Source organism: Burkholderia sp. SRS-W-2-2016 (assembly GCF_001931485.1).
In the GTDB taxonomy this organism is placed as follows: Bacteria; Pseudomonadota; Gammaproteobacteria; order Burkholderiales; family Burkholderiaceae; genus Paraburkholderia.
In genome coordinates this window covers 62,789-83,328 of record NZ_MSDV01000023.1, presented here as the reverse complement: position 1 = coordinate 83,328, position 20,540 = coordinate 62,789, and the positions used below count along the sequence as shown (strand labels likewise).

At 67.9% G+C, this 20,540-nt stretch carries 20 protein-coding genes; 17 read left to right on the top strand and 3 right to left on the bottom strand.

Going from position 1 to position 20,540, the window contains the following annotated elements:
• The first annotated feature begins 77 nt into the window (after positions 1-77).
• The 11 genes from BTH42_RS11130 (at position 78) to BTH42_RS11080 (ending at position 10,956) form a co-directional block, all read left to right on the top strand.
• On the top strand, positions 78-1,511 hold the full coding sequence (locus tag BTH42_RS11130; RefSeq protein WP_075299072.1) for a formylmethanofuran dehydrogenase: 1,434 nt from the start codon (positions 78-80) through the stop codon (positions 1,509-1,511).
• Positions 1,508-3,208, top strand: a complete 1,701-nt coding sequence (locus BTH42_RS11125) for a formylmethanofuran dehydrogenase subunit A (protein WP_075299070.1) — start codon at positions 1,508-1,510, stop codon at positions 3,206-3,208. Before BTH42_RS11130 ends, BTH42_RS11125 begins: the two co-directional genes overlap by 4 nt.
• 67 nt (positions 3,209-3,275) lie before the next feature.
• The gene (fhcD, locus tag BTH42_RS11120) at positions 3,276-4,235 is read left to right on the top strand and encodes a formylmethanofuran--tetrahydromethanopterin N-formyltransferase (RefSeq protein ID WP_075299068.1); all 960 of its coding nucleotides are present in this window, start codon (positions 3,276-3,278) and stop codon (positions 4,233-4,235) included.
• Positions 4,236-4,309: 74 nt separating this feature from the next.
• Positions 4,310-5,329 (top strand): formylmethanofuran dehydrogenase subunit C, encoded by a 1,020-nt coding sequence (locus BTH42_RS11115; RefSeq protein ID WP_083654741.1) that lies wholly within the window; start codon positions 4,310-4,312, stop codon positions 5,327-5,329.
• A gap of 81 nt (positions 5,330-5,410) precedes the next feature.
• Positions 5,411-6,013: a cytochrome b gene (locus tag BTH42_RS11110; RefSeq protein ID WP_178392149.1), complete on the top strand. Its 603-nt coding sequence runs from the start codon at positions 5,411-5,413 to the stop codon at positions 6,011-6,013.
• Complete coding sequence (locus BTH42_RS11105; protein ID WP_075299064.1) at positions 6,010-7,017, top strand: alpha/beta fold hydrolase; 1,008 nt, start codon at positions 6,010-6,012, stop codon at positions 7,015-7,017. Before BTH42_RS11110 ends, BTH42_RS11105 begins: the two co-directional genes overlap by 4 nt.
• Complete coding sequence (pqqB, locus tag BTH42_RS11100) at positions 7,014-7,928, top strand: pyrroloquinoline quinone biosynthesis protein PqqB (RefSeq protein ID WP_075299062.1); 915 nt, start codon at positions 7,014-7,016, stop codon at positions 7,926-7,928. The genes BTH42_RS11105 and pqqB overlap by 4 nt, the downstream gene beginning before the upstream one ends.
• Positions 7,929-8,014: 86 nt before the next feature.
• A complete protein-coding gene (gene pqqC / locus BTH42_RS11095; protein ID WP_143752012.1) occupies positions 8,015-8,776 on the top strand; it encodes a pyrroloquinoline-quinone synthase PqqC in 762 nt (253 codons plus the stop codon).
• Positions 8,773-9,072 carry a pyrroloquinoline quinone biosynthesis peptide chaperone PqqD gene (pqqD, locus tag BTH42_RS11090; protein WP_075299060.1) on the top strand — a complete coding sequence of 100 codons (300 nt, stop codon included), beginning with the start codon at positions 8,773-8,775 and terminating at the stop codon, positions 9,070-9,072. The genes pqqC and pqqD overlap by 4 nt, the downstream gene beginning before the upstream one ends.
• A gap of 4 nt (positions 9,073-9,076) precedes the next feature.
• Complete coding sequence (pqqE, locus tag BTH42_RS11085) at positions 9,077-10,297, top strand: pyrroloquinoline quinone biosynthesis protein PqqE (protein WP_075299058.1); 1,221 nt, start codon at positions 9,077-9,079, stop codon at positions 10,295-10,297.
• A complete protein-coding gene (locus BTH42_RS11080; protein ID WP_075299056.1) occupies positions 10,294-10,956 on the top strand; it encodes a response regulator transcription factor in 663 nt (220 codons plus the stop codon). The genes pqqE and BTH42_RS11080 overlap by 4 nt, the downstream gene beginning before the upstream one ends.
• Here the strand turns inward: BTH42_RS11080 and BTH42_RS11075 are convergent.
• Positions 10,926-11,963 carry a histidine kinase gene (locus BTH42_RS11075; RefSeq protein WP_075299054.1) on the bottom strand — a complete coding sequence of 346 codons (1,038 nt, stop codon included), beginning with the start codon at positions 11,961-11,963 and terminating at the stop codon, positions 10,926-10,928. The two genes, BTH42_RS11080 and BTH42_RS11075, sit on opposite strands and share 31 nt — an antisense overlap.
• 180 nt (positions 11,964-12,143) lie before the next feature.
• On the opposite strand from BTH42_RS11075, the gene BTH42_RS11070 reads away from it, so the two are divergent.
• Positions 12,144-14,573: a TonB-dependent receptor gene (locus BTH42_RS11070; protein ID WP_075299052.1), complete on the top strand. Its 2,430-nt coding sequence runs from the start codon at positions 12,144-12,146 to the stop codon at positions 14,571-14,573.
• 102 nt (positions 14,574-14,675) lie between these two features.
• Here BTH42_RS11070 and BTH42_RS11065 read toward each other — a convergent pair whose 3' ends face one another.
• Complete coding sequence (locus BTH42_RS11065; RefSeq protein WP_075299050.1) at positions 14,676-15,833, bottom strand: beta-propeller fold lactonase family protein; 1,158 nt, start codon at positions 15,831-15,833, stop codon at positions 14,676-14,678.
• 160 nt (positions 15,834-15,993) lie between these two features.
• Between BTH42_RS11065 and BTH42_RS11060 the strand changes: the two genes are divergently transcribed.
• The 5 genes from BTH42_RS11060 (at position 15,994) to gph (ending at position 19,807) form a co-directional block, all read left to right on the top strand.
• Positions 15,994-16,860 carry an energy transducer TonB gene (locus tag BTH42_RS11060; protein ID WP_075299048.1) on the top strand — a complete coding sequence of 289 codons (867 nt, stop codon included), beginning with the start codon at positions 15,994-15,996 and terminating at the stop codon, positions 16,858-16,860.
• Positions 16,861-16,921: 61 nt separating this feature from the next.
• Positions 16,922-17,689, top strand: a complete 768-nt coding sequence (locus BTH42_RS11055) for a MotA/TolQ/ExbB proton channel family protein (RefSeq protein WP_075299046.1) — start codon at positions 16,922-16,924, stop codon at positions 17,687-17,689.
• Positions 17,680-18,102, top strand: coding sequence for a biopolymer transporter ExbD (locus BTH42_RS11050; protein ID WP_075299044.1), 423 nt, complete (start codon positions 17,680-17,682; stop codon positions 18,100-18,102). The genes BTH42_RS11055 and BTH42_RS11050 overlap by 10 nt, the downstream gene beginning before the upstream one ends.
• A gap of 125 nt (positions 18,103-18,227) precedes the next feature.
• Positions 18,228-19,103 carry an HAD family hydrolase gene (locus BTH42_RS11045; RefSeq protein WP_075299443.1) on the top strand — a complete coding sequence of 292 codons (876 nt, stop codon included), beginning with the start codon at positions 18,228-18,230 and terminating at the stop codon, positions 19,101-19,103.
• Positions 19,094-19,807 (top strand): phosphoglycolate phosphatase, encoded by a 714-nt coding sequence (gene gph, locus BTH42_RS11040; protein ID WP_075299042.1) that lies wholly within the window; start codon positions 19,094-19,096, stop codon positions 19,805-19,807. The genes BTH42_RS11045 and gph overlap by 10 nt, the downstream gene beginning before the upstream one ends.
• 39 nt (positions 19,808-19,846) lie before the next feature.
• Here the strand turns inward: gph and BTH42_RS11035 are convergent, their stop codons facing one another.
• Positions 19,847-20,509 (bottom strand): ankyrin repeat domain-containing protein, encoded by a 663-nt coding sequence (locus tag BTH42_RS11035; RefSeq protein ID WP_075299040.1) that lies wholly within the window; start codon positions 20,507-20,509, stop codon positions 19,847-19,849.
• Positions 20,510-20,540 lie beyond the last annotated feature (31 nt).

Sequence of the window (20,540 nt, the reverse complement as noted above, 5' to 3'; positions counted from 1 at the left end):
GAGATTCGCGGCGACCGGTGCCGGCGCGCGCTTAGGGATTCGAAACAAATCGGCATGGACCTTGCTAAAAGTGCGCCATGCACCTCTCGCCCAACGATCCGTCGACCGCCAGCACGAACGCCCCGGACAGCCCCGGCGCGCGCGCCGCAACGATCACACGCGACTGGATCTGCCCGTTCTGCCCGCTGCTATGCGATGACCTGAGCGCCGCCGTGTCCGGCGACGGCTCGCTGGCTGTGCAGGACACCGAATGTTCGCGGCTTGCGCAGGCGCTCGCGCATTACGGCGCGGCGGATACGCAATGCGACAGCCTGATCGACGGCAGCGAAGCATCGCTCGATAACGCGCTGGAGCACGCCGCGCAGCTACTCGCGAACGCGCGCCGGCCGCTGTTCGGCGGGCTCGCGACCGATGTCGGCGGAACCCGCGCGCTTTATCCGCTGGCCGCCGCGTGCGGCGCGATCCTCGATCACCAGCACGGCGATGCGCTGACGCCCGCGACGCTCGCATTGCAGGACCGCGGCGCGTTTTTTACGACGCTCTCGGAAGTGCGTTCGCGTGCGGATCTGCTGGTGTTTTTCGGCTGTCAGCCGGCGCAGCGCTATCCGCGCTTTTTCGCCCGGACGCTGGCGGGCGGCGAGATCGCGCGCGAGCTGGTGTTCGTCGGCGGCGCGGCGGACCCGGCGGCCGATGGCTTCGCGCAGACGCGGATCGAAACGCTGCTGCCGGATGCCGATCCGTATGACTTGCTGGCGCTGTGGTCGGCGCTGGCCGAAGGACGCGACGCCGCCGCACTGCACGGCCATGGCAGCGACAACGCCGGAAGCGACGCAAACAGCGTGGCCGAAGCTCTCGCGTCGCTGCACACCCGCATCCTGTCCGCCCGCTACACGGTCGTGGTCTACGAACCCGCCGCGCTACCCGCCCCGCACGCGGCACTGCTGATCGAAGCGCTGCACCGCATCGTCAAGGCCGCGAACCGCACGACGCGCGCGGCCTGTCTCGCGCTCGGCGGCGACGACGGCGCGTTGTCGGTCAATCAAACCGTGACCTGGCTCGCCGGCCTGCCGCTGCGCACGCGCGTCGCGACGCCCGCGCGGCTAGCCGGCACGCCGCCGCTCGATCACGACCCGTACCGCTACCGCACCGCGCGGCTGCTCGCCGAACGCGAAGTCGACGCGCTGCTGTGGATCGCGAGCTTCGCGCCGCACGCTTGGCCCGACGCGCTCGACCCGGCGCTGCCGCTGATCGTGCTCGGCCACCCGGCGCTCGCGCCGGCCGCGCAGGCGCGCGGCGCGAACACCGTGTTCATCCCCGCCGCGACGCCGGGCATCGACAGTGACGGCCATCTGTTCCGCGTCGACAGTTCGGTGGTGCTGCCGCTGACCGCCGCGCGCGGCGCGCCGCTGGAATCCGTCGCGTCGCTGGCGGCGAAGCTGACCACGCAGCTGAACGCCAAGCTCACCGCAAGCCTGACCGCGCAGCCCACCACCCGCGAGGCCCCGCGATGAGCATCGTCCGACTCAAAGGCGGCACGCTGTTCGACCCGGTGCACAACGTGAACGGCGAGCGCCGCGACCTCGTGTTCCGCGACGGCCGCATCGTCGATGCCGACGCGAACACGCCGGTCGATCGCGAATACGACGCGAGCGGGATGATCGTAATGGCGGGCGGCATCGATATGCACTCGCATATCGGCGGCGGCAAGACCAATCTGTCGCGTCTGCTGCTGCCCGAAGACCATCGCGCCGACCCGGTGCGCGACCCCGCGTACGAAGCGGTGCAGGACGACGCCGGCCGCTATCTGCGCCTGCCGTCATGCGGCGTGTGCACGCCCGGCACGCTCGCGACCGGCTACCGCTACGCGGAAATGGGCTACACGGCCGCGTTCGAACCGGCGATGATGCCGTCCAACGCGCGCCACACCCACCTCGAAATGGGCGACACGCCGATCATCGATCACGGCGCCTACGTGATGCTCGGCAATGACGAGCTGTTCCTGCAGATGCTGGCCGCGCGCGACGACTTCGAACGTCTGCGCGACTACGTCGGCTGGACGATCAATGCGAGCAAGGCGCTCGGCGTGAAGGTGGTGAACCCGGGCGGGATCTCCGCGTTCAAGTTCAACCAGCGCTCGCTGGACGTGGACGAAGCGCACGAGCACTACGGAATCACCCCGCGCGACGTGGTGCGCACGCTGACCCGCGCGCTGACCGAGCTGCGCGTGCCGCATCCGCTGCACGTGCACGCGAGTAACCTGGGGGTGCCAGGCAATATCGCATCGACGCTCGCGACAATGGACGCCGCCGACGGCCTGCCGATCCACCTGACTCACATCCAGTTTCACAGCTACGGCGTCGAGGGGCCGCGCAAGTTCTCGTCGGGCGCGCGGCAGATCGCCGAGGCGGTCAACGCGCGGCCGAACGTGTCGATCGACGTCGGCCAGATCATCTTTGGACAGACCGTCACGGCCTCGGGTGACACGATGATGCAGTTCCGCAACACCCCGCTCGCGCGGCCGCATAAGTGGGTGGTCGGCGATATCGAATGCGACGCGGGCTGCGGCGTGGTGCCGTTCCGATATCGTGAGCAGAGCTATGTGAATGCGCTGCAATGGATCATCGGGCTGGAAATTTTCCTGCTGGTCGACGACCCGTGGCGCGTTGCGATGACCACCGATCATCCGAACGGCGGCCCGTTCACCAGCTACCCGCATCTGATCCGCCTGCTGATGGACAAATCGTTTCGCGACGAACAGCTCGCGAAGCTGCACCCGGAAGCGCCGGTCGCGAGCGCGCTGCCCGAACTGAAGCGCGAATTCTCGCTGTACGAGATCGCGATCATCACGCGCGCCGGCCCCGCGCGGCTGCTCGGTCTGCGCGACCGCGGCCACCTCGGCGCGGGCGCGGCGGCCGACATCGCCGTGTATCGCGACGAGCCGGACCGCGAGCGAATGTTCACGTCGCCCGCGTATGTGTTCAAGGACGGCGAGCTGGTCGCGCGCGACGGCACCCTCGTCGCGACGCCGACCGGCGGCATTCATTTCGTCACGCCGGAATTCGATCGCGGCATCGAAAAAACGGTGCGCGCGTACACCGACGCGAAGCTCGCGAACAACTTCGCGCACGCCGCGATCAGCGACGACGAAGCGTGCCGCTGTTGCCGCGGCGGCCGGCTGCTGCCGGTCGAATGTCTGGCCCACGGCTGAGCGGCTGACCACTTATGCCACCGACGAACCCAACGAACCCAACGCCCCCCACCCACGCACGCCCACGATGAACGCCCCGGCCCCGCTCGAGATCAACGGCACCACGATCGACGCGACCTTCGCGGAAGCCTTCCCGATGAAGGCGACCCGGCTCGTGATCACCGCGCATTCGCCGGCCTGGGCGATGCACGCGGCGAACTCGCTGACAGGCTTCGCGACGTCGGTGATCGGCTGCGGCTGCGAGGCCGGGATCGAACGCCAGTTGAGCGGCGACGAAACCCCGGACGGACGGCCCGGCGTCGCGGTGCTGCTGTTCGCGGTGTCGTCGAAGGAACTCGCGAAGCAGATCGGCCGCCGGGTCGGCCAGTGCGTGCTGACCTGCCCGAGCACCGCGGTGTTCGGCGGTATCGATCCGGCCACGAGCCGCGCGCCGCTGTCGGACGCGGCGCCGCTCGGCAGCGGGCTGCGTTTTTTCGGCGACGGCTACCAGATCGCGAAGATGATCGGCACCACGCGCTACTGGCGGGTGCCGGTGATGGACGGCGAATTCGTCTGCGAGGACACCGCGCAGACGGTCAAGGCGGTCGGCGGCGGCAACCTGCTGCTGCTCGCGCGCGACCTCGACGCCGCGCTCGCCGCGACCGAAGCGGCGGTCGCCGCGATGCGCCGGCTGCCGAACGTGATCATGCCGTTTCCGGGCGGCATCGTTCGTTCGGGGTCCAAAGTGGGTTCGAAGTACGCGGGCGCGACCGCGTCGACCAACGACGCGTTCTGTCCGAGCCTGATCGGTCTGTCGCCGCGCAGCGAATTGAGCGCGGAGGTGGGCTGCGTGCTGGAGATCGTGATCGACGGGCTGACCGACGCGGACGTCGGCGCGGCGATGACGGCCGGCATTGCAGCGGCCTGCGAATTCGGCCGCGCGGCCGGGATGCTGCGCATTTCGGCCGGCAATTACGGCGGCAAGCTCGGGCCGTATCACTTCCATTTGCACGGGCTGGCGGCGGGGCTCGGCGGGAGGCGCGCATGAGCACGGAGATGGGCGCGGGTGCTGGCACGAATGGGGGCACTGGCGTGAGCGCGGGTACGGGCGCGGGTACGGGTATGAGCGCGGCGATCGGCGCGAGCGCGGGCGCCCCGGCCGACACGACAGTCTTGCGCGTGAAAAACGCGCCCGGCTTTCGCGTCGATGCCGCCGCGCTGCGGCCGGCCGCGCTGGCGGCGCTGAGTGTCGCCGAGATCGAACGCGTCGTGCTGCCGGGCGGCAACGAGCGCTGCGTGGTCGGTGACGTGTTCGAGGTGCTGCGCGGGGAGGCGGCGGCGAAATTTGCTTCGGCGGCTTCGGCGGCTTCGGCGGCTTCGGCGGCTTCGGCGGCTTCGGCGGCTTCAGCAGCTTCAGCGGCTTCAGCAGCTTCAGCAGGCGCCGCGGATTCGCCCGCTTCCGCGACGCATTCAGCGTCCGCGGCATCCACGACCGCCCCCGATCTCGCCACGCTAATCATCGACGGCGCCGGCCGCTGGCTCGACCGCGTCGGCGCCGAAATGGACGGCGGCCGGCTGGTCATCCGCGGTTCGGCCGGCGACTACAGCGGTTTCCGCATGAGCGGCGGCGTGCTGCAGATCGACGGCGACGCCGGCCACTTCACCGGCTGCGAAATGCGCGGCGGCCGCCTGACGGTGCGCGGCGACAGCGGCGATTTCGTCGCCGGCGCGCTCCCCGGCGACATGGAAGGAATGACCGGCGGCACGCTGACGATCCACGGCAACGCGGGCGCGCGCCTCGCCGACCGGATGCGGCGCGGCCTCGTGCTGGTCGGCGGCAATGCGGGCGAGTTCGCGGCGGCCCGGCTGGTGGCGGGCACGGTCGGCGTGGCCGGCCAGTTGGGCGCGCATTATGCGTACGGGATGAGGCGCGGCACGCTGTTGCTCGCGCAACGGCCGGCGCCGCTGCCGCCGACATTCACCGGCGGCGGTCACGGATTCGACGTATTCTGGTCGTTGCTCGTGCGCAGTCTGGCCGCTGAAATCGCGCCGTTTTCGCAGTGGCGCGCGGACCGGCTGCCGGCCCGCTACACGGGCGACCTCGCGGTCGGCGGCTGCGGCGAAATCCTGCTCGCCGGATAGCGCCGCATGTCCAGCCCATCAGAGGCAAGCGGCAGCAACAGGAGTTCGAAGCAGGACACCCGGACCACGAAGGAGACAGGCATGACGACAGCGAACTCTCCGGATACGCAGCGCAAACTCGACGCGAACGCCGCCGCGAATCCGCGCGCGACGTCGAACGCGGGCGAGCAGCGCTATGCCGGCCCGCTGATCGCGCTGCACTGGCTGATCGCGCTCGGCATCATCGGGCTGCTCGCGCTCGGGCTCTATATGGTTGGCCTGCCGAAGGGTCTGCCGGTCAAAGCGACGCTGATCAATCTGCACAAGTCGCTCGGCCTCACGGTTTTCCTGCTGGTGCTTCTGCGCATCGTCGCGAGGGGGGTCCTTCACAGGCCGCCGCTCCCGCCGATGCCACCGTGGCAACGCGCCGCCGCGCGCATCACGCAGGTTCTTTTATACGTCAGCATGGTGGCGATGCCGCTCGCCGGCTATCTGGGTTCGTCGTTCAATCGCTACGGCACGCGCTTCTGGGGCATCCTGCTGCCGAAGTGGGGCTGGGACGATCCGCAGCTGCGCGAACTGTTCTTCGGAATCCATACGTTTTTCGCGTGGCTGCTGATCGCGCTGATCGTGTTGCACGTGGCCGGCGCGCTCAAGCATCAGTTGATCGATCGCGACAACCTGCTCGCGAGGATGCTGCCATGACGCTCCCGCGCTCCCGCCCTGCCGCCGCCGCGTCGCTCGCGTTCGACACGCTGCGCACGCGCGACGGGCATCGCGTGAGCTACGCGGTGGCCGGCGCGCGCGACGGCATGCCGGTCGCGGTGCTGCACGGCGGCCCCGGCAGCGGCAGTCAGCCGGGCGTGCTGCGACTGTTCGATCTGAACCGCTTTCGCGTAGTGCTGATTGATCAGCGCGGCACCGGCGCATCAATGCCGCGCGGCACGCTGCGCCACAACAGCACCGGCTATCTGCTCGCCGACATCGAAGCGCTTCGCTCACATCTGGGGATCGCGCGTTGGGGCGTGCTCGGCGGCTCGTGGGGCGCGGCGCTCGCGCTCGCGTATGCGGGGCAATATCCGCAAGCGGTCAGCGGCGTGGTGTTGCGCGGGCTCTTTCTGACTTCGGCGCGCGAAGTGCGCGGCCTGTTCATCGGCTCGCGACGCCGCGCGCCGCAGGCGTGGTCGAAGCTGTGCGCGGCCGCGCGCTGCGAGCAGCCCGCGAAACTGGCCGCGCGTTGCGCGGCGACGCTGCGCGAAGGCGTCAGCGACGCACGGCAACGCGCGCTCGCCATTGCCTGGCATGACTATGAAAACGCGGTGCTGGCGAGCGCGACGGCGCATCGGCGGGCAGCGCGCGGTATGCGCGTGTCGCAACGCGATGCGCGCAAGCTGGTCGGCAAATACCGGATTCAGGCGCACTATCTCGCGCACCGCTGCTGGCTCGGCGAAACCCGTTTGCTGGCGCTCGCGCGGCGCGCGGCGGCAGCCGGCGTGCCGTTCGCCGCGGTGCACGGATCGCGCGATCCGGTTTGCCCGCCGGCGAATCTGCGGCGTCTCTCGCGCGCGGTGCCTGCGGCGCGAGTCGAAACCGTGCGCGCCGGTCATCTGACCAGCGACCCGGCGCTGCATGCGCGCGTCGCGCACGCACTCGCCACCCTATTGCTTCCGGCCATCGAGGAGGGACGCGGCATGCGTCGCGCGGCATGAAGATCAAGGTACTCGGCTCATCGGCGGGCGGCGGCTTTCCGCAGTGGAACTGCAACTGCCGCAATTGCGACGGCGTGCGGCGCGGCACGCTGAAGGCGACACGGCGCACGCAATCGTCGATCGCGGTCAGCGCGAACGGCGAGGACTGGCTGCTCGTCAATGCATCGCCCGACCTGCTCGCGCAGATCGCCGCGAACCCCGAGTTGCAGCCCGCGCGGCGCGTGCGCGACAGCGGGATCGCCGCGGTCCTCGTGATGGACGCGCAGATCGATCACGTGACTGGCCTGCTGATGCTGCGCGAGCGCGACACGCCGCTGCCGCTGTATGCAACCGATGCGGTCTGGCAGGACCTGCGCACCGGCTTTCCGGTCGCGCCGATCCTGTCGCACTACTGCGGGGTCGAGCATCGCCGCATCGCGCTCGACGGCGCGCCGCTCACCGTCGACGCATTGCAAGGAATCCGTATCGATGCGCTGCCGCTGTCGAGCAAGGCGCCGCCGTACTCGCCGCATCGCGAGGCGCCCGAGCGCGGCGACAACATCGGCCTGCTGCTGACCGACCTGCGCTCCGGCAAGCGCGCGTTCTACGCGCCGGGACTCGGCGCGCTCGAGGATCACGTGCTCGCGGCGATGCGCGACGCCGATCTGCTGCTGGTCGACGGCACGCTGTGGACCGGCGACGAAATGATCCGGCTCGGTCTGTCGAAGAAGACCGGCGCCGATATGGGGCATCTCGCGCAAAGCGGTCCGGGCGGAATGATCGAAACGCTCGATGCGCTGAACGCGCAGCGCAAGGTACTCATTCACATCAACAACAGCAACCCGATCCTGGTCGAGGACGGCCCCGAGCGCCGCATTCTCGCCGAGCATGGCATCGAAGTCGCTTATGACGGGATGAGTTTCGAACTCTGAAGCATGGTGGCAAAGGAAGCACGCAATAGACAGTCGCAGTAACGAGGCGCGGCAGTGAACGACGAGACGAAAATAACGGAGACAGCATGAACGCGAAAGACACCTTCGACACGATGCCGATGCGCGCCGCGAGCGCGTCCGCCAGCGGGTCGGGCGCGGACCGGCCAGCATGGAGCCGCGAGGAATTCGAAGCGCAATTGCGCGCGAAAGGCACCGCGTATCACATCCATCATCCGTTCAACGTGAAGATGAATAGCGGCGGTTGCTCGCGCGAGCAGATTCGCGGCTGGGTCGCGAACCGCTTCTACTATCAGATCAATATCCCGCTGAAGGATGCGGCGGTTCTGTCCAATTGCCCGGACCGCGAAACGCGCCGCCGCTGGGTGCTGCGCATTCTCGATCACGACGGTTACGACGGCGCGGAAGGCGGCATCGAAACCTGGGCGCGTTTGGGCGACGCGGTCGGCCTGTCGCGCGACGAACTGTGGTCGCTCGAACACGTGACGCCGGGGGTGCGCTTCGCGGTCGATGCGTACGTGAATTTCGCGCGCCGTGCGCCGTGGCAGGAGTCGGTGTGCTCGTCGCTGACCGAGATGTTCGCGCCGCAGGTGCATCGCGACCGGCTCGCGAGCTGGCCCGAGCATTACCCGTGGATCGAAGCGGAAGGTCTCGCCTATTTCCGCTCGCGCATCTCGCTCGCGCAGCGCGATGTCGAACACGGGCTCGAAGTGACGCTCGAACATTTCCGCCGCCGCGAGCAGCAGGAACGCGCGCTCGACATCCTGCAATTCAAGCTCGACATTCTGTGGACGATGCTCGACTCGATCGAAAAGGCGTTCCCGCAATGACCGACCTCGCACATGAAGGCGCTCACTCGAACGCCGCCGCACCCGCCACGCCGCTGACGATCAGGAAACCGTTCCGGCTGCAATGGGAAGCCGCGCAGAACGCGCACGTGCTGCTGTATCCGGAGGGGATGGTGAAGCTCAATCAGAGCGCCGGCGAAATCCTCAAGCGCTGCGACGGTACCCGCGATGTCGATACGCTGGTCGCCGAACTGGAACAGGCGTTCAACGCGACTGGGATCGGCGGCGAAGTGCGGGCTTTTCTTGCCGACGCGCACCAGCGCGGCTGGCTGGAGTAGCGCGATGACCGATCTTTCTCAACCCGGCGCAGTACCAGGCGCGCAGACCGAGACCGGCGTGCCGCCGCCGCTCTGGCTGCTCGCGGAACTCACCTACCGCTGTCCGCTGCACTGCGCGTTCTGCTACAACCCGCTCGACTACACCGACCACCATCGCGAACTGAGCACCGCGCAATGGCTCGACGTGCTGCGCGACGCGCGCGCGCTCGGCGCGGTGCAGCTCGGCTTTTCGGGCGGCGAGCCGCTGCTGCGCGACGACCTCGAAGTACTCGTCGAAGAAGCGCACAAGCTCGGCTTCTACACCAACCTGATCACGTCGGGCGTCGGCCTCACCGATCAACGCTTAGGGAACCTGAAGGACGCCGGCCTCGACCATATCCAGTTGTCGTTCCAGGATTCGACCCAGCAGCTGAACGATTTTCTGAGCAGCACCCGCACGTTCGAGCTGAAGCAACGCGTCGCGGTCGCGCTGAAAAAGCACGGCTTTCCGATGGTGATGAACTGCGTGCTGCATCGCTATAACCTGCCGCACGTCGAGAAGATCATCGACATGGCGCTCGCGCTCGGCGCCGAATATCTGGAACTCGCGAACACGCAGTACTACGGCTGGGCGCGCGAAAACCAGGCGCAACTGATGCCGACCCGCGAGCAACTCGTGGAAGCGGAAGCGGTGGTCGCGCGCTATCGCGCGACGCACGGCGAGCGCTGCAAGATCTTTTTCGTCGTGCCCGACTACTTTGAGAACCGTCCGAAGCGCTGCATGAACGGCTGGGGCGCGGTGTTTCTCGGCGTCGCGCCGGACGGCGCCGCGCTGCCGTGTCACGCGGCCCGCGGACTGCCCGGCCTGACACTGCCGAACGTGAAAGACACGCCGCTGCGCGAGATCTGGTACGACAGCGACGCATTCAACCGCTTTCGCGGTCTGCAGTGGATGAAGGAGCCGTGCCGCAGTTGCGAGGAAAAAGAACGCGACCTTGGCGGCTGCCGCTGCCAGGCGTTTCTGCTGACCGGCGACGCGGCGAATGCCGATCCCGTTTGCGACAAGTCGCCGCTTCACGAGCAGGTGGTCAAGGTCGTGCAACGCGCGGCCGACGCATCGACTTCGGCGGCCGCGGCGGCGGCCCGCGAACAGCCGATCGTGTTTCGCAACGACGCCAACTCGCGCAGGTTCGCGGCCGCGAGTGGCGATGCCAACGGCCGCGGCGATCACGGAGGCCAATCATGAGTGCCGACATCATCTCCGTTCTGCTGGTCGACGACCATGCGGTCGTGCGCGAAGGCTACCGGCGTCTGCTCGAACTGAATCCCGACGTCGAAGTGTGCGGCGAGGCCGCCGACGCCGCCCAGGCCTATCAGCGCTTTTGCGCGCTGCGGCCCGACGTCGTTGTGATGGACGTATCGCTGCCCGGCGCGAGCGGAATCGAAGCGATGCGCCGGATGCTCGCGCGCGAGCCGGCCGCGCGCGTGCTGATCTTCAGCGCGCATGAAGAGTCGATTTTCGTGCGCCGCGCGCTCGACGCCGGCGCGCTCGGCTATGTGACCAAGGCCAGCGCGCCCGACGTGCTGGTCGAAGCGGTGCGCTCGATCGCGCGCCGCGCCGGCTATCTGAGCCCGGATATTTCGCAGACCATGGCAATGCGCACCGCGTTCAACGAAGGACCGCCGGGACGGCAATTGTCGGCGCGCGAATTCGAAGTGCTGCGGCTGCTGGTGCAGGGCTATACGCTGCCGAGCATCGCCGAAAAACTCGGGCTCAGCCAGAAGACCGTCGCCAATCATCAGTCGGTGATCCGCCAGAAGTTCGGCGCCGACAACGGCGTGCAGCTCGCGCAGATGGCAAGCCGGCTCGGCCTTCAGTTCACCGGCTCGGTGAGTCCGGCCTGAGCGGGTACGCGCGCGCAGAACAGAAAACCGCCTTGCGGCTGGCTCGCGACGTGAAACTCGCCGCCGAGCGCCTCGACGCGCTCGCGCATCCCGATCAGTCCGAGCCCTTTGCGCGGCTCGCTCAGATCGGTGCCGGGACCGTCGTCGGCCATCGTCACGACGATTTCGTCGATCGGCGTTGCGCTCGCGACGCCGTTCGCGGTGGCCTGCTCATCCGCGCGCTGCACTGCACGCGGCGCGCGCACCATAAACAACTCCACGCGTGAATTGCGCGCGTACTTCGACACGTTCGTCAGCCCTTCCTGCACGAGCCGGTACAGCGTGATCGTCAGCACATCGCTCAAGCCGCTGAAATCCCCTTCGATCGTCACCGCGAACGACGCATGCGGCAGCCGCTCGCGCCAGCCGTCGACGCAATGTTCGAGCGCGCTCGGCAAACCGAATTCGTCGAGACCGATCGGCCGCAGACGGCGAATCATTCCGCCGATTTCGCGGTACACGTGACTCGCGCTTTGAATCACGCCGAGCGAAATGCGGTGAATCTCCGGCTCGCGACCGTTCGACAGATCGCGGATACGCGCGGCATCGAGTGAGATCGCATTCAGGTATTGGCCGAGTTCGTCGTGCAGTTCGCGCGCCATGTGGCGGCGTTCCAGTTCCTGCGCCTGCAACGCCTGACTCGCCAGCCGCCGGTTGTCGGCGAGCAGCCGTTCGGCCTGCTCTTCCAGCTTGCGGCGATGGCGCGCCTCGCGATGCGCGTCGCGGTAGCGGCGCCAGCCGAACCACGCGAGCGCGAGGGACAGCACGAACAGCGTGCCCGGCAATTCGTCGAGCTGGAAGCGCTCCATCCCGCGCGTGAAGTGGTAGAGCTTTTCGCTGAGATCGAACGCGGCGCCGAGCGCGGCCGCGAGCACGGTCAGCGCGACGACCCATGCGAGATCGCGCCATACCGTCGAGCGCGGCGGCGAGCTTTCTGACGAGGATGAGCGGAGCGGTTCGCTGGACATGGCGTTTGCATTCTAACCAGCGCGGGCGCGCGCGGCGGACTTTTGCGCGGCTTTTGGGAACGCTTCCCGCGCAGATCGGGAAAAGCTCCCGCGACGCTTGACGGATGCGTATGCGAAGCTTTACAGCAACGTCACAACAACACGCGCAACGCGCGAACAAGCCGGCAGGAGACAACAACGATGAGCATGCGCACACAAGCACGCCGCCAACGACGCCTGCAACGGCGGGCCGGCATCACCTTCTGTATCGGCGGCGCTTTGGCGGGTTTGAGCGCCGGCGCGTGGGCCCAGGCGGCGGCGCCGGTCGCGGCATCGGCGGCGCTCGACGCTAACGCCACGGCAAACTCCGCCGCTAACGCCACCGCAAGTCCCGACGCCGCCGATGCGACGCCAGCAACACCCGCGGCCTCCGCCGAAACGCCGACCACTACAACCACGCCAACCACCATGCTCGCGCCGATCGTCGTGGTCGGCACCACGCCGCTGCTCGGCATCGGCACGCCGCTCAACCAGGTGCCGGCCAACGTGCAGACGGTCCACGCGGCCGATATCCAGGCGCAGCAGCGCCAGACGCTGACCGACTACCTCGCGAAGAATCTGCCGAGCGTCGACATCGCCGATGCGCAGGGCAACCCGTATCAGATGAACCTGACCTATCGCGGCTTCACCGCGTCGCCGCTGCTCGGCACGCCGCAGGGGCTGTCGGTGTTCGTCGACGGCGTGCGCGTGAACGAACCGTTCGGCGACGTGGTGAACTGGGACCTGCTGCCGCAACAGGCAATCGACACGATCCAGCTGATCCCCGGCTCGAATCCGACCTTCGGCTTCAACACGCTCGGCGGCGCGCTGTCGATCACGACCAAGAACGGCAAGGACGACCCGGGCGGCGAAGCGGAAATCAGCGGCGGCTCGTGGGGCCGCAAGGCCGCGCAGATCGAACAGGGCGGCACGATCGGCCACAACCTCGACTACTACTTCACCGCGAACGCCGCGAACGACAACGGCTGGGCCGAGCAGAACGAAAGCCGCATCCGCCAGGCGTTCGGCAAGCTGCGCTACACCGACGCCAATACCACGCTGTCGTTATCGGCGGGCGGCGCGGACAACGACCTGCACGGCACGCAGACCATTCCGCGCTCGTTCCTCAGCAACCCGAAACAACCGTACACGTACCCGGACCGCAACGAGAACACGGTCGGCTACCTGACGCTGTCGGGCGACCACTATTTCAACGACAACGTCGAACTGAGCGGCAACGCGTACTTCCGGCACTTTCGCAACACCAACACCAGCAGCAACGTCAACGACGACTACGGCACGCTGGAGGACGACGGCGACGTCAACACGCTGCAGGCGACCAACGAAAAGTCGGTGGTCAGCACCGACAGCTACGGCGCGAGCCTGCAACTGACGCTGCTCGGCAAGCTCGGCGGGATGAAGAACCAGTTCATCGCGGGGATGGCCGTCGATGCCGCCAACTCGCGCTTCACGCAGTCGTCGCAAGATGCGGCGTTCACCGATTCGCGCGCGACGATCGGCATCGGCGACTTCGAACAGCAGACGTACGCGAAGACCCACAACACCAACTACGGCATCTATCTGTCGGACATCCTGTCGCTGACGCCGCAGTGGACGCTGACGCTGTCGGGCCGCTACAACTGGGCCTCCGCGACGATCGGCGACGAGAGCGGCATACAGCCGGAGCTGGACGGCCACCACACGTTCTCGCGCTTCAATCCGGCGGTGGGCATCAACTGGAATCCGACGCCGGGTTTCACCGCCTACGCGACCTACAACGAAGGGATGCGCTCGCCGACCGCGATCGAGCTGGCCTGCGCGGACCCGAACGCGCCCTGCTCGCTGCCGAACGAGTTCATCTCCGATCCGCCGCTGGCGCCGGTTATTTCGAAGACCTATGAAATCGGCGCGCGCGGCAAGGTCGGCGCGAACACCTCGTGGAGCGCGGCCGCGTACCGGACCACGCTCGATAACGACATCGAGTTCGTCAGCAGCAACGGCGCCGGCAGCTCGCTCGGCTTTTTCCAGAACGTCGGCCGCACGCGCCGGCAAGGTTTCGAACTGTCCGGCCAGACGAAGTACGGTCCGCTGACGGTGACCGGCAGCTATAGCTATGTCGACGCGACCTATCAATCGACATGGAGCGAAAGCAGTCCGAGCAATTCGAGCGCCGATGCGGACGGCAACATCACCGTGAAGCCGGGCAATCACATTCCGGGGATTCCGGCGAGCACCGTCAAGCTGCGGCTCGACTATCAGGCGCTGCCGAAATGGCGGATCGGCACCAACCTGACGTGGCGCGGCAGCGTCTATGCGCAGGGCGACGAGAACAACCAGGATGCGAACGGCAAGATTTCCGGCTATCTGCTGATCGATCTGGACACCAGCTATCAGGTGACCAAACAGTTGCAGGTGTTCGCGTCGGTGTCGAACCTGCTCGACAAGCGCTATGCGAGCTTCGGCGCGCTCGGGCAGAACTTCTTTACCGGGCCGAACAATACCTTCAACGGCGCGAATCCGGTCAACGAGCAGTTCGTCGGACCGGGGGCGCCGCGCGGGTTCTGGGTGGGCATGCGGTACGCGTGGAAGTAAGCGCGGCGGGTTGAATAGAAAAGGCGTAGAAAAAGCGTAGAAAAAGCGCGGCGCCCCTAAGGACGCCGCGCTTTGCCTTTCTGGACCTCGGGCGGGTGTTGCTCAGTGCGATTCGATCGAACCGTCGCTATGCGGATAGGTGACGATGCCCCACGCGAGCGGCAAGTCGCCGATCTGCTTGAGCGGCTGATAGCTCTTCGCGTCGAGCACGTAGACCGCGTCGGAGCGGCCGCACGCGACCATCAGCTTCGAGCCATCCGGCGTGAAGCTGAAGTGCCAGCAGCGCTGGCCGACCGGCACGTCGGCGACGTGCTCGTAGGTATGGCCGTCGAATACCTGCACGGTCTTGTCGCGCGCCGCCGCGACGAACAGCCGGTTGCCGTCCGGGCCGAACGCGACGCCGTACGGTCCGAGCTTGGTATCGAGGGTTTTCACCACGTCGAATGTTTTCGCGTCGATCACGACGAACTTGCTCAGCGATTCGAGCGTCACCACGTAGTACTTACCATCGGGCGATAGCCGGATCCCGCGCGGCCGGCCGCCGGGCGCGAGCTTGATCGTGCGGATCGGCGCGCCGGTGCGTGCGTGATAGACCGACACCGTATCGTCGCCTTCGTTGGTGACCAGCATTTCCTGGCCGCCGCGCGAAAACTCGATGCCCTCGGTCTCGTGGCCGCTCGTCACCGAGCGCACCACCTTCCAGTCCTTCATATCGACGATCGCGATTTCCGCGGGCAGCTTGTTGTCGTCGTCATCGTCGGCGCCGCCCTTGCCGCCGCCCTTCGCATTCGCGTGCGCTTCCGCGTGCGCTTCCGGCTTGCCGTCGGGCTTGCCGGCCGATTTCGCGCCGGCTTTGGCTCCCGGCGGGCCGCCGTCTTCGCCGGGCTCATAGGTGACGTACGCATAGCCGTTATGTACGCGCACGTACTCGGGGTTCTTGCCGATCTTCACGCGCTTGACGACCTTGCCGGTGGCCGTGTCGATCACCGCGAGGTCATTGGTGTTCTTGTTGGCGACCAGCAGACGGGTGCCGTCCGCGTTCAGGCTCAGCCCGCGCGGACCGTCCGCGCCGACCGGGAAGGTCTGCGCGAGCGTCATCTTGTCGATATCGATCACGCCGACGCCGGCTTTCTCGCTCGTCACATAGGCGAGCGGCGCGGCCGCCGCGCACGCGGCGCTCGCGGCCAGCGCCAGCGCCAGCGCGCCGGCCAGCGCGAGCGAACGGCGGGGTCTCCAACTGGGCATCCGGGTCTCCTGCATCGTGTTCTCCGTGGTAAATGCGTGACGCCGCGATCGTTCGCGTCATTTATCGAAGGTAGCCCACCGGGCGATTGTTTGACAACGCGCAGCGCCGGGAGAATTTCCCGAATTGCGCGACGCCGGCCGCCGTGAGTTTGAAATGCCCAGGCAGCGGAGGACAATGAACGCGGAGGTGGCGATGATGCTCCAGGTTGCCGTGGCAGGTCCCGCAAAGCCGATCAATTCCGCGCCCAGTTATCGGCGCGCGGCGCTGGTGCTCGGCGCGGTGATCGGCGCGCACCTGGTGCTGCTGGCGATTGCGCTGAGCGCGCGCGACCGGATTGTCGAGCGGCCGGTCGAGCCGCGCACGATAACGGCGATGTTGCTCAGTCCGGAGCCGGAGCTGGTGAAGCCGGCGCGTGAAGTTGCCCCTGAGGTTGCCCCTGAAGTTGCGCCTGAGATTGCGCGGCCCGCGCCGGCCGTTCCCGCTGCTGCCGCCGTTGCCGTTCCGCCGCCGGCGGCTCATCCTGCCGCGCACGTGAAACCGGCGCCGCAGCCGCGCCCGTCCGTGCCGCGCAGTGCGGCGGCCCCTGCGCCCACGGTTGCGCCACCGCCGACGACAACGCCATCCGCAAGCGCAGCACCGTCCACCATGCCGCAAGCGGCCCAACAGCAGCCCGCATCGCCTGCTGCACCGGCCACGCCAGCCACACCGACCGCCACCGCCGCCGCGCCCGCCGCCAACCCGGCCCCCGCCGCCTCGAGCGAACCCCGCAACGTCTCGCACATCGACTGCTCAATTCCGAAGCCCGACTACCCGGACGTCTCGCAGCGCCGCGGCGAACACGGCACGGCCGTGGTGCGCTTCGTCGTCGGCCTGAGCGGCAAGATCGAAACCGCGCAGCTGCAACGGAGCAGCGGTTCGACGCGCCTGGACGACGCCGCGCTCGCGGCCGTCCATGCCGGCTCGTGCCAGCCGTACCGCGACAACGGCACGCCGGTGCGCGCCGCGTACGCGCAGTCGTTCGTATTCGGACTGACCGAATAGCGAGTAACGAGTAGCGCGCATCGCCAACGATTAGACAGGACCACGTACGAAGGAAAGCGCCATGCAACATTACGGAATCGCAAACGTCTGGCAATCCGGCGACCTCGTCACCCGCTGCATCCTCAGCGTGCTGGTGATCATGTCGGTGATGTCGTGGACCGTGATCGTCGTCAAGCTGTGGCAGGTGCTGCGGCTGCGGCGCGCAACCGCGCAGAACGACACACGCTTCTGGAGCGCCGACCGCTTCGACGACGGTCTGCGCAGTCTCGGCGACCCCGACGCCGACGCGCACGACAATCCGCTACTCGCGCTCGCGCTGGCCGGGCATGAGGCGGCCACGCATCATCGGCAGACGCAGCAGCATCTGCACGACCGCATCGACGTGTCCGACTGGATCACGCGTCGCCTGCAGGACACGATGGACGAAACCATCGCGCGGCTGCAAAGCGGACTCGCGGTGCTCGCGTCGATCGGCAGCACCGCGCCGTTCGTCGGACTGTTCGGCACCGTGTGGGGCATCTATCACGCGCTGATCGTGATCGGCGAGACCGGCCAGACCTCGATCGATCACGTCGCCGGGCCGGTCGGCGAATCGCTGATCATGACCGCGTTCGGCCTGTTCGTCGCGATTCCGGCGGTGCTCGGCTACAACGGGCTGACGCGCGCGAACCGGGCGATCGTCGCGCGCCTGAAGCGCTTCGCGCACGGGCTGCACGCGTACTTCGTGACCGGCTCGCAACTGCCGTCGAGCGCGGGCCCGCAGATGCGCGTGGTGACGCGCCACGACAACGCGGACACGAACCGCGACGGAGACCTCGGATGGCAATGACCCCGTTCTCCGACGACGACGATCAGGCGCTGATGAACGAGATCAACATGACGCCGCTGGTCGACGTGATGTTGGTTCTGCTGATCATTTTCCTCGTCACGATTCCGGCGATGCAGCATGCGGTCAGGATCGATCTGCCGCGCGCGAGCAGCCAGCCGCAAACGCTCAAGCCCGCGCACGTCGATGTCGCGGTGCAGGCGGACGGCGCGGTGCTGTGGGACGGCCAGCCGGTCAGCGACGACGGCTTGCGCGCGCGCATCGCACAGGCCGCGCTCGCTCAGCCGCAACCGGAACTGCATCTGCGCGCGGACCGCAAGGTGCCGTATGAACGGGTCGCGCTGGTGATGTCGGCCGCGCAAGGCGGCGGGCTCACGAAGATCGGCTTCGTGACCGATCCGCAGCCGCGCCGGTGAGGTAGCGCGGCGCGCACATAAAGACCGCCTTATCGGAGGCGAAAGAATCTCTGAGTTTGCTTCGCCTGGCGGCTCGGCTATCGTGGTCCGTATCTGACGGCATGGCGCCGCGCAAGGACCCCACGATGCAGGCCCTGATCTTCGACGTCGACGGCACGCTCGCCGATACCGAATCCGCCCATCTGCACGCGTTCAACGCCGCGTTCGCGGAAGCCGGCCTCGACTGGTGCTGGGATCAGCCGCTCTACACCCGTCTGCTGAAAGTGGCGGGCGGCAAGGAGCGGCTGCTGCATTACTGGCGCACGCTCGAAGATTCGGAAGCCGGCGGCCCGCGCGCGCATGAGGTGGTCGACGCGCTGCACGCGCTGAAAACGCGTCACTACACCGAGCGGATGCGCGACGGCGGCTTGCCGCTGCGCCCCGGTATCGCGCGTCTGATCGACGAGGCGAACGCGGCCGGCGTGCGCGTGGCGATCGCGACCACCACCACGCCGGCCAATCTCGACGCGTTGCTGCAAGCGCATTTCGGCGCGGACTGGCGCAGCCGTTTCGCGGCAATCGGCGACGCCGCCACCACGCCGGAGAAAAAACCCGCGCCGCACGTCTATCGCTACGTGCTGCAACAACTCGGTCTGCCGGCCGCCGCCTGCGTCGCGTTCGAAGATTCGGCCAACGGCCTGCAGGCCGCGCGCGGCGCGCAGGTGCCGGCGATCGTCACGCCGAGCGCGTTTACCGCGCACGACAACTTCGACGGCGCGCTCGCGGTCCTGCCGCATCTCGGCGATCCACACCAGCCGCTGCCCGCGGCGGTGCACGGCGAAACGCCGCCGTGGGTCGATCTGGCGACGCTGCGCCGCTGGCATGGCGACGCCGGACGGCACGCGGCCGCCGCCGCGCAAAGCGCGCCGTCCGGCGCGGGTGCGAGTGCGGATGCGGGTGCGAGTGCAAGTGCGAACACGCACGGCGGCGCCACAGGAAACGGGAGCGCGTCATGGCACTGAAGCGTCTTTACGATGCAGTCCTGATCGACCTCGACGGCACGATGGTCGACACCGCGCCGGACATCGCCGCCGCGGCCAACCGGATGCTGAAGGAGTTCGACGCCGCGCCGCTGCCGTTCGACACGGTGACCGGTTTCATCGGCAATGGCGTGCGCAATCTGGTGCGCCGCTCTCTTCACGCGACCGGGCTCGACGCGCGGCTCGACCTCGAACACGCGCACGCGGTGTTCGAACGGCACTACGCTCAGACCAACGGCAAGTTGGGGCGCGTGTTTCCGGGCGTCGCCAGCGGACTGCACGCGTTGCGGCAGCACGGCTACCGCTGCGCGTGTGTGACCAACAAACCGGGCGGGCTGGCGGCCGCGCTGCTGGAGAACAGCGGGCTCGCCGCGTTTCTGGACGTGCTGGTGGCCGGCGACACGCTAGCCAGCATGAAACCGTCGCCCGAGCCGTTGTGGCACGCGTGTCGCCTGCTCGGCGCGGAGCCCGCGCGGGGCGTGCTGGTCGGCGATTCGCCGGTCGATGTCGCGGCGGCGCGCGCGGCGGGGCTGCCGGTGGTGATCGCCAGTTACGGCTATGCGCATGGCGAGGCCGGCGCGTTGCAAAGCGATGCGCTGATCGATTCGTTCGACGAACTACCGGCGCTGCTCGCGCGGATGGTGCCGGCCGCGCAGCAGATCGACGTCGACGCGAGCGTCAAATAGCGTGGGCGCTTAAGCGGCCTGTGCGGCCCGCGCCCCGCGCTACCCCGCTGCCAACAACCCCGCCACCCGCGCCGAGTTCATCTGCATCGCGATATCCTTCGCGGTCATCCCGCGCTTGTCCTGCAGCGCGCGGTCTGCGCCGCGCGCGAGCAGCAGCTGCGCGGTCTCCGCGCGATCGTAGTTGGCCGCGCGCATCAGCGCGGTCAGATCGTGCTTGTACGCATGGTTCACATCGATACCGGTATCGAGCAGCCGCGCGACGACTTGCGTCTGCCCCTGCCCCACCGCGTATTCCACCGCGGTCTTGCCGACCCGGTCAGTCGCGAGCGGATCGGCGCCGTGCGCGAGCAGCAACGCGACGATGTCATCGAAGCCGCCGTAGGCCGCGGCCATCAGCGGCGTGACGCCCGGCTCGCTCGCATGCCGCACGCTCGCGTCGTGCTCGAGCAGCGTGCGCGCCATCGCGCTATTGCCGTTCTTGCACGCGGTAATCAGCGGCGTGTCGCCGATCCGGCTCAGCGCGTCGACCGATGCGCCGCTCCGCAACGCGGCCAGCAGCGCCTGCGAATCGTCGTCCTTCGCGGCCGCGAGCAATTGCCGGTTGAGTTCGCCCCGGTTCTGCGCGGCCGCCGGCACGCCTGTACCGAACGCTCCGGTCAACACGACCGCCAGCGCGACCGAGCGCACGAGCAACTGTTTCATGGTATTCCCCCGTCACTGCAAATTATTGATG